8 protein-coding genes are annotated in these 14,954 nt (G+C 72.0%); 6 read left to right on the top strand and 2 right to left on the bottom strand.

The window, feature by feature from the left end; all coding sequences use genetic code 11:
* Positions 1 to 397: 397 nt before the first annotated feature.
* From ACH4SP_RS04635 to ACH4SP_RS04610, 6 genes are all read left to right on the top strand, one after another.
* Positions 398 to 1,171 (top strand): hypothetical protein, encoded by a 774-nt coding sequence (locus tag ACH4SP_RS04635; protein ID WP_398409164.1) that lies wholly within the window; start codon positions 398 to 400, stop codon positions 1,169 to 1,171.
* Between the two features lie 212 nt (positions 1,172 to 1,383).
* Positions 1,384 to 1,794, top strand: coding sequence for a VOC family protein (locus ACH4SP_RS04630; protein ID WP_398409162.1), 411 nt, complete (start codon positions 1,384 to 1,386; stop codon positions 1,792 to 1,794).
* Positions 1,795 to 2,127: 333 nt separating this feature from the next.
* Positions 2,128 to 2,253, top strand: coding sequence for a hypothetical protein (locus ACH4SP_RS04625; protein ID WP_398409158.1), 126 nt, complete (start codon positions 2,128 to 2,130; stop codon positions 2,251 to 2,253).
* A 267-nt stretch (positions 2,254 to 2,520) separates the two neighbouring features.
* Entirely contained in the window at positions 2,521 to 9,249 is a 6,729-nt protein-coding gene (locus tag ACH4SP_RS04620) for an SDR family NAD(P)-dependent oxidoreductase (RefSeq protein WP_398409157.1), read from the top strand.
* Positions 9,246 to 11,570 carry a TIGR03617 family F420-dependent LLM class oxidoreductase gene (locus ACH4SP_RS04615; RefSeq protein ID WP_398409155.1) on the top strand — a complete coding sequence of 775 codons (2,325 nt, stop codon included), beginning with the start codon at positions 9,246 to 9,248 and terminating at the stop codon, positions 11,568 to 11,570. The genes ACH4SP_RS04620 and ACH4SP_RS04615 overlap by 4 nt, the downstream gene beginning before the upstream one ends.
* A complete protein-coding gene (locus tag ACH4SP_RS04610) occupies positions 11,567 to 12,727 on the top strand; it encodes an acyl-CoA dehydrogenase family protein (protein ID WP_398409154.1) in 1,161 nt (386 codons plus the stop codon). Before ACH4SP_RS04615 ends, ACH4SP_RS04610 begins: the two co-directional genes overlap by 4 nt.
* Before the next feature lie 89 nt (positions 12,728 to 12,816).
* Here the strand turns inward: ACH4SP_RS04610 and ACH4SP_RS04605 are convergent, their stop codons facing one another.
* On the bottom strand, positions 12,817 to 13,761 hold the full coding sequence (locus ACH4SP_RS04605) for an esterase/lipase family protein (RefSeq protein ID WP_398409153.1): 945 nt from the start codon (positions 13,759 to 13,761) through the stop codon (positions 12,817 to 12,819).
* A gap of 177 nt (positions 13,762 to 13,938) precedes the next feature.
* Positions 13,939 to 14,814: a glycoside hydrolase family 19 protein gene (locus tag ACH4SP_RS04600; protein ID WP_398409537.1), complete on the bottom strand. Its 876-nt coding sequence runs from the start codon at positions 14,812 to 14,814 to the stop codon at positions 13,939 to 13,941.
* Between the last annotated feature and the right edge of the window lie 140 nt (positions 14,815 to 14,954).

Below are 14,954 nucleotides of genomic sequence, written 5' to 3'. Positions count from 1 at the left end.
GATGTATAAACGATCAAGAGTTGATAAACGGTGATACGGGTCGGGGCGGGGGTCGCAGTGGGGCTGACCCCGGCTCTGTCCGGGGGGACTTGGTGTTTCCCGGTGCGGCAACATGATCGGCAGACATGCGCCGCTGCCGGTACCGAGGCCGGGACGGGATCCAGCGGCCAACGTCCCGGCGGCCCTGGGCAGTTGACTGCGGCGGAGGCATGCACGGTTCCGGCATGGCAGCAGACGTTCCGTCACCGTCGGACCCGGCAGGTTCCTCGTGCTCTTCCAGCGGGTCCCTCAGTCGTAGCTTGAACCCCGCCCGGAAAACGCGCTCCCCAGCTGCCCGGCTGTGAATACGGTGCCGCCCGGCTGGCATTCCCGTCGCTACGACACCGGAGATCACCCCATGACTGCTCAGCAGCCCCTTGCCTACGACGGATTCGTCGAGCTCGCCGCCTCTGATTCAGCTGTCGTCGGTCTCGTACTCAAGGGTTCCCGGGCTCACGAGGGCATGACCACCGAGCACTCCGACCATGATCTGTACGTCGTCCTCGCCAATGGTGCGACGACGGCGCTCACCCGGTTCACGGGACACCGCACCCCGGAACTCGACCTCGTCGTCCTCTCGCTCGACGAGTTCCGCGCCGCCGGCCTGCCCGGTTTCGAGCGGTACGCCCTCGCCCGCGCCAGGATCGTGCTCGACCGTCTCAACGGGGGCATCGCCCAGATCCTCGCCGACAAGGCACAGCTCGGTGCAGATGAAGCCTTCCGCGAGGCAGACGGTTGGCTCGATGCCTACGCCAACTCCCACTACCGCTCGGTCAAGAACGACCGCGACGGACATGCCCTCGCGGCCCGCCTCGACGCCGCTGACAGCATCGGGTTCCTGCTGGAACTGCTCTTCGCTCTCGACCGTCGTCCCCGCCCCTACAACAAGTACCTGGAATGGGAGCTTGCCCGATTCCCGCTGCCCGGCTGGGACACCGGCATGCTGCTCGACGCCGCGGAACGCATCTCGGGAACTGGCCACGTGTCCACACAGCGCCATCTCTTCGCCCAGGTCGAGGCCGTGGCCAGGCAGGCCGGGCACAGCGCGGTGCTGGACGCATGGGGTGCGGATCTGGACCTGATGCGACCGCAGGAGGAGAAGCGCCGCTCCAGGGCCCGATGCCAGAACTGAAAGGTTCCATGGCCGGAACCCAGACGCCAGACGCCAGCCGCCTCAGTACATCGCCGGCGTGCTCCGCGGCCCCGTTGGCCCCGTTGGCCGCGTACGGGTCCGGCGGCTGCGACGACGAGGGCGCTGCTCCTCGCCACCCGGACAGCGCGCGCCGAAGTCCTCCTGGAAGAAACCTCTCGAAGTCGGGTGTGAGCTTGTGGCAAGATCACGGGATGCTGCGACTCACCGATTTCATTATCGACTGCCCGGACACCATGAAGCTGGCTGCTTTCTACTCCGAGGTGACGGGCCGTCCCATCAAGGACAGCAGCTCCGCGGACTGGGCCGGCATCCAGTTCGGCGAGATCGAGCTGGCATTCATCCGGGTGGACGACTACCGCGCTCCGCAGTGGCCCGACGGCGAGCACCCCAAGCAGTTCCACCTCGACTTCGAAGTGGACGAGATCGAGCCCGAGCAGCGCCGCGTCCTCGACCTCGGCGCGACGCTGAGGCAGGACTTCATCGGCCCCAACGGCTACGGCTGGCAGGTCTTCACCGACCCGATCGGCCACCCCTTCTGCCTGTGCCGCAACAAGGGCGTCGTCTGGACCGACCAGGGCCCGACCTGGCCCAAGCACGACTGACTGAGCGTTGGGGGCTGTTCCCCCGCAATGGGTTGTGTTTGATGCCCCTGAAACGCTGTGCCGAGAGGGTCGGTGGGCAGGCTGGTGGCAATGCGGCAGTAGAGGACTTTCATTCCGGCACCTCCTGCCCCATCCCCACGCGGCCTGCCTCCCAGGCGTTTGCCCCCTGGCCGGCCTGCCGCGGCGCCTGCTCCGCGAACCTCCGTGAGATCGGCCTGCGAGATCCGGCCAACTTCCCTTGATCGCTTGGAAGCCCGTACGTCTCCGCCGCACGATGGGCACGGCCCCGAGTCCGGGCCCGCACAGCGGCATTCTCACTGAGAAGGAGCACCGATGGCGATACCCGGCCAGGTGAGGCAGTTGAGCCCGAGCAGAGGGTCCGGCTCCATCAGCCCGGACGACGGCGGCAAGGACGCCGTCACCGACTGCTGCGGCTCAGACAGGATCTCCCCGGCCTGAGTTCGTCTCGGGGCAAAGGTCGCGCGGTCCGCTCAGCGAGCAGTACCTCACAGCGCGCTGTGGACCGTCCCTGGCTGAAGCGGCACTCGACGCGTGCACGGGTGGTCCCGGCCGATTCGTGTGGCCGAGATGGATGGTCCGGCCGGGACCAGAGTCCGTACTCCCGTCGGCTCCACGGAGCACGAACAGGGCTGGCCGGTTCGCAACCGCCGTGGAGAGCAGCCGTGTTCGCGCCGGACAGCGTCGCAGGAAGGACTGACCCACCGAGTGAAGACGGACATATCTGGTCATCTCTCCCCCGCTGGAGCCCGCGCCGTTCAGCCGATCGCCGTGATGGGCCTCAGCGGGCGTTTCCCGGGAGCCCCCGGCGCCGATGCCCTGTGGGACCTGCTGGTCGAAGGCCGGGACGGCGTCGCCGAAGCGCCCGCCGAACGGCCGTGGATGCGGGAGCTGTACGACGGCGGTGCGCGCGGCGCGGGGAAGGTGCCGACCACGCGGGGCGGGTTCCTGCCCGGACTCGCCATGTTCGACGCGGCGTTCTTCGGAATGTCGCCCCGCGAGGCCCGGCGCACCGATCCTCAGCTGCGGCTGCTCCTGGAGTGCGCCCAGGAAGCGGCCGAGGACGCCGGGGTGCCGACGGGCGGGCTCGCCGGGCCGGGAACGGGCGTGTTCATGGGGGTGCTGAACGCCGACTACTGGCTGCGGCAGGTCGGGGACCTCGCGGGCCTGGATCTGTATGCCGAGATCGGCTGCACGCGCAGCGCGCTCGCCGGGCGCCTGGCGTACGCGTTCGGTCTGCGCGGGCCCGCCCAGACCGTGGACACGGCGTGCGCGTCCTCGCTGACCGCGGTGCACCTGGCCTGTGCGGCGCTGCGTGCCGGGGAGTGCGAGGTCGCTCTCGCGGGCGGCGTCAACGCCGTGCTCGGCCCCTACAACACCGTCACCTTCGCCGGGTCCGGCGTGCTCAGCCCCGACGGGCGGTGCAAGTTCGCGGACGCGGCGGCCGACGGGTACGTACGCAGCGAGGCGGCCGGTGTCGTACTCCTGAAGCCGCTGGAGCGTGCCCTCGCCGACGGCGACCGGGTGCGGGCGGTGATCCTGGGCAGCGCGGTCAACAACGACGGCTTCACCGGGGCCGGGATGGCCGCCCCCACTGTCCAGGGCAAGGTGGAGGTGATGCGGGCGGCCTGCGCGGCGGCCGGCGTCCACCCCCGGAAGCTGGACTTCGTGGAGGCGCACGGCACCGGGACACCCGCCGGTGACCTCGCCGAACTCCAGGCGCTGGCCGAAGTCGTCGGCGCGCGCGACGACGGGGGCCGCTGCGTGGTCGGCTCGGCGAAGGTGTGCCTGGGGCACAGCGAGTCCGCCGCCGGGATCGTCGGCCTGATCAAGGCCGTACTGAGCCTGGAGCGGCGGACCGTACCCCGGCTGCCGTTCCTCAAGGAACCCGCCTCCGGGGTGGACTGGGAGCGCGCGCCCCTGCTGCTGCCGCGCAAGGACGTCCGGCTCGCGCCCACGGGGCGGCTGCTGGCCGCCGTCAACAGCTTCGGGGCGACCGGCACCAACACCCAGGTCGTCCTGGCCGACGCTCCACGGCTGCCGGAGAGCACAGGGCGCGCACCGGACGGCGACTCCTCGCTGCTCCTGCTCTCCGCCCGCTCCCCCGGGGCGCTGCGCGCGCTCGCCGCGGACCACGCCGGACGGCTGCGGGCACCGGGCGGACCGAACCTGCGGGAGCTGTGCGCGGCCGCGGCGACCCGCCGCGAGCACTACGAGTACCGGCTCGCCGTCACCGCGGGCGGGGCGGACTCCATGGCAGAGGCGCTCGACGACCACGTCGAAGGGCGGGAGCGGCCGGGGACGGCCGCCTCGCAGGGCGGGGTCGGACCCCGGCCCCGTATCGTCTTCGTCTTCCCCGGGCAGGGCTCCCAGTGGCCCGGCATGGGCCGTGAACTCCTCGCCCTGGGCGGCCCGTTCAGGGACACCCTCGAACGCTGCGACGCCGTGATCCGCGAGCACGGCGGATTCTCGCTCCTGGACGCCCTCGCGGACGGCGACGAGGGGTGGCTGGAGGACACCGCGAAGGTGCAGCCCGCGCTGTGGGCGATGGGTGCCGCGCTCGCCGCGCAGTGGCGGGCCTGGGGCGTGGTGCCGGACGCCGTGCTCGGGCACAGCCAGGGGGAGATCCCGGCCGCGCACGAGGCCGGGGCGCTCTCCCTGGAGGATGCGGGCAGGATCAGCTGCCTGCGGGCCCGGCTCATCGCCGACCGTGCCGCGCCCGGTGCCATGTGCTGGGTGGAGCTGCCCCGCGACGAGATCCCCGGGCTGCTCGGTGCGCTGGAGGCCGAGGCGTCCGTCGCCGTCGAGGAGGGCCCGGCGTCGACCGTGCTCGGCGGTCGCGCCGAGCAGATCGAGAAGATCGTCGAGGGCTGCGCCGAGCTCGGGATCTCCTGCATGGTGGTCCGGGCGACCTACGCGGCGCACAGCCCCGGTGTCGATCCCGTACGTCGCCCCCTGCTCGACGGCCTCGCGGACCTCGTGCCGCGCGCCGGCACGGTGCCGTTCGTCTCGACGGTGACCGCCTGCGCACTCCCGGGAACCGCGCTGGACGCCGACTACTGGTGGCGCAATCTGCGCGAGCCGGTACGCCTCGACTCCGCACTGGCCGCCCTGTCCGCCGAAGACGACCGCCCCGTCGTCTTCCTCCAGATGTCGCCGCACCCGGTCCTGACCGGCCCGCTCGCGGCCACCGGCGCACCTGCTCTCGCTTCGCTGCGCCGTTTCCGGCCCGAACTGCGCATCCTCCACGAGTCGTTGGCCGCCCTGTACGCGGCCGGGGCGGACCCGGACTGGGCAGCCGTGCTCGGCCGCCCGGCGGGACACGTCCCCCTGCCCCACTACCCCTGGCAGCGCTCCTACCACTGGCAGCAGGCGGACTCCTTCCCGTGGCCGCCCCTGTCCGCCGAATCCACCACCGGACACCCGGACACCCGGCGCTCCCCCACCGCCCGGCCCGCCCCGCGCGACACGACTTCCGTACACACGACTTCCGTACAGGAGGCACAGCCCGCCATGAGCGTCGCCCCCACATCCGCTCCCGCCCCGACGAGCATCGCCCCGGCATCCGCTCGCCTCCCCCTCCCCCATCCTCTGCTCGGCAACCGGCTCGAAGGCCGTGCGGGCGAGGACGGGCGGGAAATCTGGCAAGGTCCGATCCGCGGCGACGCCTGCACGTTCCTGCTCGACCACCGGGTGGCCGGGCGGCCCGTGCTGCCCGGCGCCGCCTACCTCGAACTCGGTCTCGCCGTCGCGGCCCGCACCGGCGGCGAGCTCCGCGACGTCCGCCTGCGCGAGCTGCTCCTCCTCGACGAACAGCTCGCGGATCAGCAGGAGTTGAGGGTTTCCGTCCACGGCTCGCGGCTCACCGTCGAGAGCCGCGAGCACGGCACGGAAGGGTGGCGCGAGCACGCCGACATGCTCCTGGCGGAGGCGACGGAGCACGCGGGCGGCGCAGCGCCGCTCGGTGAGATCCAGGACCGCTGCCCCCGCTGGCAGCCCGGCGCCCGCTTCTACCGCGCCCACGATCAGACCGGCAACTCCTGGCAGGGCGCCTTCCGCGGCATCGCCGAACTGTGGTCGGGGGACGGCGAAGCCCTGGCCCGGCTCCGCACGACCGCGTCCGACGGCTTCCGCTTCCATCCCGCCACCCTCGACAGCTGCCTCCAACTCCTCGCCGCCGTAAAGCCCTTGGACGGCGAACGCGGATTCGTCCTGCTCGGCGCGGACCGCGTGCGGATGCACCGGCCCGTCGCGGAGGGCGAACTGTGGGCGCACGCACGGGCCGGTGCCGGGCTGAGCGCCGACATCACCGTCCTGGACACGACGGGCGCGGTCGTCGCGGAGATCGACGGCGTACGGGCACAGCGCCTGGGCAGCGAGGAACGCGGCGCCGGAGCACGGGAAGAGGTACCGGCCCACACCCGGCCGAGGGGCGGCGCGTACGGCACCGGCGCGGGCAGCGGCGAGGGGCCGGGCACCGACGACGCGCTCGTGCTGCGCTGGCGTCCGCTCCCCGCACCCACGGGCGGAGCCGCCCCCGCACGGTGGCTGCTCCTGTACGGCGGCGGCCCACTGGACCGCGCGCTCACCACGGCACTGGAAGCCGCGGGGCACACGGTGTGCGCCGTACTGCCCGGCAGCCGGTACGCAGCCGAGGGCCGCGACCGCTTCCGCGCGGATCCCGCGTCCGAGGACGACCTGACGCACGTGCTGAAGGAGGTGGCGCGCGAAGGTTCGCCGTATGCGGTGGTGAGCCTGGCGGCACCGGGCTGCGCAGCCGACGGACACGCGTCGGTCCGCGAGACCCAGTGGTCGGCCGCCGATCTGTGCGGCGGTCTGCTCGCCGTGGCCCGTGCTCTGCACAACACCCAACTCGACGTTCCGCCAAGGGTGTTCGCCCTCACACAGGGCGCACAGGACGCCCTGGCGGACGATCCGTGCACGGCACCCTGGCAGGCCGCTCTGTGGGGATTCGCCCCGGCGCTGCGGCGCGAGGTGCCCGCGTTCCCTGCCGTTCTCGTCGACGTCGACGCGGAGCCGGACGCCGGAGCGCTGGCCGCACTCCTCGCCGCTCCCCCGCAGGACGAGGACCGGCTCGCGCTGCGCGGCACCGCGACCCTGGCCCTCCGGCTCGCCCGCGAGACGGCGGCGGAGCGTGCGCTCGCCCTTGAGTCCCGGAACGGTATCGACGGTCTGCGGCTCGCCCCGGCGGGCAGGCCGGCCCCCGGCCCGGGTCAGGTGGAGATCGCCGTCTCGCACACCGGGATCAACTTCCACGACGTACTCGACGCGGTCGGCGGCCTGGGCGAGATGGCGGATCCCCTGGCGCCCGGTTTCGAATGCGCCGGTACCGTCACCAGGGTTGGGCCGGGCGTCGTCCGTCCCGCCGTCGGCCAGGACGTCATGGCCACCGGCCGGGGCACGATGCGTACGCACGTGGTGACCGACGCCCGCTGGGCGGTGCCCCGGCCCGCCGCGCTCGCGCCGGCCGAGGCGGCCGCCGTTCCGGTCGCGTACAGCACCGCGTACTACGCGCTCCACGAACTCGCCCGGCTCCGCAGCGGTGAACGCGTCCTCATCCACAACGGCACCGGCGGCCTCGGCCTCGCCGCCCTCGACATCGCCCTGCGTACGGGTGCCACGGTGTACGCGACCGCGAGCACCGACGAGAAGCGCCGACTGCTCCTGGCACTGGGCGCGAAGGCCGTCGCCGACTCCCGCACCACGGCGTTCGCCGACGAACTGCGGGCCGACGGCGACATGCACGTCGTCCTCAACACCCTGGCGGGTGACGGCGTCGAGGCGAACTTCGACATCCTGGCCCCGTACGGGCGCTACATCGACGTCGCGCAGAACGACGTACTCAAGGGCCGCTCCCTGCCCATGTCGCACTTCGCGCCGGGCCGCACCTACGCGCACCTCGACTGGCTGTCCTGGATGACGCACGACCCGGAGCTCACCGGCACGGTGCTGCGGGAGGTCGCCGCGCGGTACGAACGGGGCGAGGCGGCCGCGCCCCGCGTACGGGTCTTCCCGATGGAAGAGGCGGGCGACGCGTTCCGGCTCATGGCGCGTGCAGGACACCTCGGCAAGCTCGTGCTCCGCCGCCCGGCGACCGAAGCGGAATCGGCGGCAGAGCCGGACGGGGTGCGGCCGCACCCCGGAACGACGGCGCAGGAGCCCGCGGACGTACGGATACGGCCCGACGCGACGTACCTCGTCACCGCCGGACTCAGCGGTGTCGGCGGGCTCGTCGCCGAGTGGCTGGCCGGACAGGGCGCACGCCATCTGCTGCTCACCGGGCGCAGCGCACCCGACGCCGACCCGGAGCGTGCCGCGCTGCTGAAGCGGCTTCGCGCGGGTGGCGCCCACGTGACGTACGCCGCCGTCGACGCGGCCGACGAGCAGGCCATGGCACGGCTTCTGGCGGACCGCGACGCCTCCGGGCTGCCGCACGTCGCCGGGGTCGTGCACTCCGCGGCGGTCCTCGAACCCGCACCGCTCACCGCGCTGTCCGAGGAGGAGATCGACGACGCACTGCGCCCCAAGGTGGCGGGCGGCTGGGCGTTGCACCGGCTCTTCGGCGCCGATGCAGGACTGGACTTCTTCGTCGTGTTCTCGTCGGCGGTGTCCCTGCTCAGTGGTCTGCGCCTGGGCAGCCAGCTCGGTGCGTACGCCGCAGGGAACTCCTTCCTCGACGCCCTCGCCGCCCACCGGCGGGCCGCCGGACTGCCCGCCACCGTCGTCAACTGGGGCTACTGGACGGGAACCGGCCTCGCGCACCGGCTGAGCGGCCGCGACGACCACGACGTACGGCCCGAGGGGATGCGGGCGATCCGGCCCGAGGACGCTCCGGACCTGTTCGCGCGGATGCTGCGCACTCAGGGGCGGATGCTGGCGATCCCCGCCGACTGGCAGGAGTACGCGGCGGCGGCACCGGCCGACGCGGACGCTCCGGTGCTCAGGGAACTCCTGGGCCGGGAGGACCGGCCCGTCCCGCGACCGGGCGGGGCGAGTCCTGCGCACCAGGTTCCCGCCCCGCGGCCGCAGCAGCATCCGGACGGGGCGTCGCAGCCGGACGGGGCGTCGCACCCGGACGGGGCGTCGCACCCGGACGGGGTGTCACAGCCCGACTGGACATCGCAGCCCGCCGGAACCCGCACTCGGGGCGCGGCCCCCAGGACGGAAACGGCCCCGGCTGCCGCCCTGGAGAACTGGCTCGTCGCGCAGGTCGCGCGGCTGCTCGATCTGCCCGAGGGACAGGTCGACAGGGACCGGCCCCCCAACCGGATCGGCGTCGACTCCCTCATGGCAGCCGAACTCGGCACCCTGCTGCGCCGCGACCAGGGTCACGATCTGACCGTGCCCGCCCTCCTGAAGGTCGCGAGTCTGCACGCCCTGGCAGCGGAGTTGGCGGCGAAGGGGGACCGGTCATGAGCGGTACCGCCCCCTGCTCCGTCCTGCTGACCGGCGCGACCGGCAGTCTCGGCGGTCACCTGGCCGCCGAGCTCCTCACCGCCGCCACCGCCTCCGTGCACTGCCTGGTCCGCGCGTCCGGCAACGGACCGGCACACGACCGCGTCACCGCTCGCCTCAAGGAGCTGGAGGACCCGCCGCCCCCGTCCGAACACCGGCTCACCGCGGCCGCCGCCGACCTCACCCGCCCGCGGTTCGGGCTGAGCACCGGGGCGTTCGACGCGCTGGCCGAGAGCGTCACCACCATCGTGCACTGCGCGGCAAGCGTGGATCTGGCCGCCGGTTACGACGCCCTCGCCCCGGCGAACCTCGGCTCCACCCAGCACCTGCTCGCTTTCGCCCGCCGCCGTGCCCGGCTCACCGGACGCCCACCCGCCTTCCACCACGTTTCGACCCTCGGCGTCTTCCTCGACGCCCGCCGCACCGGCCGTACGGTCGTCGACGAACGTGCCGAGGTGTCCGAGGAGACCTCGGGTCCGCTCGGATACCCGCGTTCCAAGGCGGCTGCCGAAATGCTCCTGCGGCGGGCCCACGAGGAGGACGGCCTGCCGTTGAGCGTGTACCGTCCGGCGGTGGTCACCGGCCACTCGCGCACCGGCCGCACCTCCACAGCCGATCTGCTCACCCCGCTGCTCTGGGCGGCCGTCGCGCTGGGAGCCGCTCCCGAAGAGGACCTTGAGGTGCCCGCCGAGCGGGTCGACGTGGTGGCGCGCGCCGTCACCGCCCTGCTGACCGGGGGCTCCAAGGGCACCGGAAGCCCCGGAAGCTCCGGAAGCCCCGGAAGCCCCGGAAGCCCCGGAAGCCCCGGAAGCTCCGGAAGCTCCGGAAGCTCCGGAAGCTCCGGAAGCTCCGGGGCCGCCTACCACCTCGTACACCCCCAACCCCTGCGGTTCTCCGCCCTCTTCGACGCGCTCCGGCGGGCCGGGCACGCCCTGGAGCCGGTACCGGCCGCCGAGTGGTGGCGGCGGGTGACGAGACACGCGGACCACCCCGCCGTACACCCCATGGCGTCGATGAGCGAGGTCGGCCGGTTCATCCTGTCCGTGGACGCCGACCACACCCCGCCCCGCTTCCGGAGCGAGGAGACCTGGCGGGCGCTGGACGGGCTCGGGGTGCGGCCCGAACCACTGGACGCCGCGTTCCTGGACCGGCTGGTGTCCCGCCTCGCCCCGCCGGGCCCCCTGCCCACACCGCGCCGTCCGGCCGCGCCGAAGCCTCCGGCGCCGGTTCGGATCGACGGTATCCTCGCCCCGCTCCGGTTCGGCCACGCGGGTGCCGGGCTCCCGGACGCGGCGGCGGCATCGGCGGCCTGCGAAGCGGCGGGCTACGGAACGTTCTGGGCGCAGGAGCAGGGCCACGACCCGGTTCCCGCGCTGGCCGTCGCCTCCACCGCCACCCGCACCATCGGCCTGGGCACCGCCGTACTGGTCGCGCTGGCCCGCTCCCCCATGACGGTGGCGCACTCCGCGCACGACCTGCGCCTCATGTCCCGCGGCCGGTTCGTCCTCGGACTCGGCCCGCAGTTCCGCGCCAACCTCGTCCACCGCTTCTCGATGCCGGGCGACCGTCGGCTCGCCCGGCTCCGCGAGCACGTCGCCGCGCTGCGCGCCATCTGGGCACACTGGAACGAGGGCCAACCACTCGACTTCCGGGGCGAGTTCACCACCCACACGCTCTCCAGTCCGTTCTTCTCGCCACCCCCCAGCCCCTACGGCCCGCCCCCGGTCATGCTCGCCGCGACGGGAGCGCGCGCCGCCGAACTCGCCGGTGAGATCGCCGACGGCCTGATCGCCCCGCCGTACGCCAACCGGGACCACCTCATGGACATCCTGCTGCCCGGACTCGAACGCGGCCTGGAGCGCTCCGGGCGCTCTCGCGCCGACGTACCGATCGTCTTCACCCCCCTGCTCACCGTGACCCCCGAAGACGCCGACCACGCACGGCAGTTGATCGCCCTGTGGTGCGGCACCCGCGCCTACCGCTTCCTCTTCGAGCGGTACGGCCTCGGTGGCCTAGCCGACGAACTGGCCGAGTTGAGCCTCGCCGAGGGCCCCGACACGTGGCGGCGCATGGCCGACCGCATCGACGACGACGTGCTCGACCTGTTCACGACGCGGGCCGAACGCCCCGGGCTGCTCGGCGCGGAGTTGCGTGCCCGCTTCGGCGGTCTCGCCGACCGCATCACCCTCCCGGCCCCCGTCGATCCCGCCGGCCCCTACACGGCGGCGGCGCTCGGCCTCGGCGCCGCCGATCCCGGCCTGCGCCCGGGAGCAACGTCATGACGCACCGCGTGCTCACCGGTGCGAGGAAGTTCGCGGAACACGAACTCCTCCCCCGTACTGACGAGTTCGACACCCTCGCCGACGAGCCCCCCTTCGCCCTCTACCGACGTTTCCACCAGGCAGGGCTGGCGCACTGGTGGCTGCCCGAACACCACGGCGGCCCCGGCCTCGGTCTCGAACAGAGCGTGGACGTGGTCTCCGAACTCGCCTACGGCGACGCGGGCACCGCCTTCACCCTCCTCGTCCCGTACACCGGCTCGCTGATGGTCCAGCTCTTCGGCACCGACGAGCTCCACCGGCGGTACGTGCTGCCGATGGCGGCGTCCGGCGGCTTCTGCGCACTGGCGGGGAGCGAACACGAGGCCGGCAGCGAACTGGGCCGCACCGCGACCACCGCCGCACTCGACGGCGACCACATCGTCCTGAACGGGGTCAAGGCGTTCTCCACCTGCGCCGACTTCGCCGACTACCTCCTCGTCCTCGCCCGCGACGCCACCGAACCCGGTGTCTTCCACACGGTGCTGCTGCCACGCCGCACACCGGGCGTGCGCATCGTCAAACGCTGGCCGGTGATCGGCCTCAGGTCGTCCTGGACGTACGAGGTCGCCCTCACCGAATGCCGGGTACCGGCGGACCACCTGCTGCGCGGCAACGGTCTGCGCATCCTGGAGTCCGGCATCAACGCCCTGCGCATCCTGATCGGCGCCACCACCGTCGGCGTCGCCCGCCGCATCAGAGACCTGTGCATGGACTACGCGGCCGACAAGCGACTCGGCGACGGCACCCTTCTGGACAACGCGGTCTTCGCGGCCCGGCTCGGTCAGATGGAGATCCAGATCGACGTCATGCGCAACCAGTGTCTGAGCGCTGCCCGCACCCTGGACACCGTTCTCGCCCGCCCCGACGCCGCCGCGGAGCTCCTGCGCCAGGGCACGCTGCGCTCGGCCGTCGCGACCAAGATGTTCTGCGGGCAGACCGGGTGGGACATCGCCTCGACCGCCTCGGAGATGTTCGGGGGCCTCGGCTACACCGAGGAGCTTCCCCTCGGGAAACTGATGCGCGACATCCGTTACGCGTCGATCCTCGACGGCGGCGACGACGTCCTGCGGCAACTCGTCTACAACCGGTACGTCCTGCCCGCCTTCCGTCGCATCTGAATCTGCCTTCAACTGATCGAACTCGCGGACGCGTGCTCGGCGGAGCGGCTGACGGTCGAGATCGGCCAAGGCGGGCCTTCGGGCCGGCATCAGAAGGCGGGTGCCCTCGGCACACAGGGAGCCGCCGGGGCCGAGGGGTCCAGGGCCCGTTTGACCAGTCCGATCGCACGCGGGCTGTACGACATGCTCAGATGGGCGGAGAAGTCGACGAAGCAGCCCTCCTGCAGGGTGATGTTCTGCACCGTTGCTCCGGGGCCCGCCGTCATGAACGTGCTCTGCCAGGGGGTGGTGATCTCGTCGTACTTCGTGCCGATGACCGTGTAATCGACCCCGGGAACGGTGTCGCCGTCGGCGTTGAGCTCCTTGATGAAGTCGGACTTCACGTACTGCTGGATGCCCGCCTTCCCGAGGGGCTTCTCCCCGGATTCCAGCATGCCGAGCAGGTCGGCGAGCGTCTCGATGCCGCTCATGGTGGTGCCGTGGTTGGTCGCGCCGAGCTGGACGACCTTCTTGACCTTGTTCTTCGAGGGGTCGGCCGGGTTCGCGCCGCCGTCGGCCTTGAGATACCAGCGGGACAGGGTCCCGCCCTGGGAGTGGCCGACCAGGTCCACCTGGCCGGCGCCGCTGGCTGCGAGCACCTTGTCCACGAAGGCGGCCAGCTCCTTGGAGGACTTCTTGATGTCTCCGTAACCCTTGACGGTGGGAGCGACACTCACTCCGGCGTCGTCGGTGTCGCCGTAGTCGAGGGCGTAGACGCAGTGGCCCTGGGCCTTCAACTCGGGGGCCATCCGGGCCCAGTTGTTGTAGCGGTTCTCGTAGGTCCCGTGCACCAGGACGACCGGACGCGGGTGGGCGGCGCTGGGGCGGCAGTTCCAGTCGTTGGCGCCCAGCGGATCGATGTCGAGGTGGAGGATGGAATGGCCGAGGGCGGGAAGGAAGTTGTCCTGCTCGGGGCCGGTCTCCGCTGCCGCGGACGTGGAGGTGGCCAAGACCGTCGCTGCGGCGGCACAGACGGCGGTGACGTATTTGATCATGTGCAAGACGGCTCCTGACTGAGCGTTGGGGGCTGTTCCATGGCAATGGGTTGTGTGGGGCACCCCTGAAATGCTGTGCCGAGAGGGGTCGGTGGGCGGGCTGATGACTCACCCCTGACTGGCGCGGAACCTGACCCGGAACCACACACCGACCACAGCCCCGAACGCTCAGCGTGCTCAGCAGCTCAGGCGGGAGCCCGGGGCGACGCCCAGGATCTGAGTGAAGTTCTGGTAGCTGTTGATACGGCTCTGCACCTGCGCCGGATTGCGCCCGTCGCACTCCAGGGAGCCGTTGATGGAGCGGATGGTCTCACCGAAGCCGCGCTCGTTGACCATCGCGTCGTGCGGCGTCATGGTGCCGGGCCCGTTCTGGGTGTTCCAGTACCAGAGGCCGGTCCGCCAGGCGACGGACGGGTTCTGCTCGACCAGGTAGGGGTTGCGCAGCAGGTCGAGCCCGAGGGCGTCACCGGCGGCCTTGTAGTTGAAGTTCCAGCTCAGCTGGATCGGGCCGCGCCCGTAGTAGGCGGCCTGTCCGGCCGGACAGCCGTAGGGCTGCTGGGCGTCGCAGTAGTGCGGGTAGTTCGCGGTGTTCTGTTCGACGACGTACCGCAGTCCGCCGGTCTCGTGGTTGACGTTGGCGAGGAAGGCCGCGGCCTCCTGGCGCTTGACGGTGTCACTGCCGGTCTTGGCGAAGGCCGGGAAGGCCTTCAGGGCGTCGACCAGGCCGGCGTAGGTGTAGAAGCTGTTCCGGCTCGGGAACATCTGGTTGAACTGACTCTCGGAGACGACGAATCCCGACGGATCCGGGTCCTGGCCGCCTCCGCCGCAGGTGCCCTGGTCAGCCCAGACACCCCACTGGCCGGTGGTGCCCGGGGTCTCGTTCTGGGTCCACCACTTGGCCTGGTAGTTGCGTCCGCCGTGCGAGGCGGTCATGCCCTGGGTGTAGACCGCGCCGGAGCTCCAGGCGGTAGCGCAGGAGGCTGCCGCGGCGGTGCCTGCGGTGAAGAGGGGGAACAGGACCGCGAGCAGGGCCGCGGCGAGGAGAGAAGCGATGAGCCGGGAGAGTTTCCCGGCGGAGGTACGCGTACGTAACACGACACCACATCCTCGGTGGGGGAGATTGGGCCAGAGCCAACCTCATTGATCTGGACCCGTCAAGGTCCAGACCAATGTTCGCCATGCGGATGCGAGGC

This window comes from Streptomyces sp. NPDC021093 (assembly GCF_044333135.1).
Classification (GTDB): Bacteria; Actinomycetota; Actinomycetes; order Streptomycetales; family Streptomycetaceae; genus Streptomyces.
Note: the sequence above shows the minus strand (reverse complement) of the source record. Positions and strands in the feature narration are given on the sequence as shown.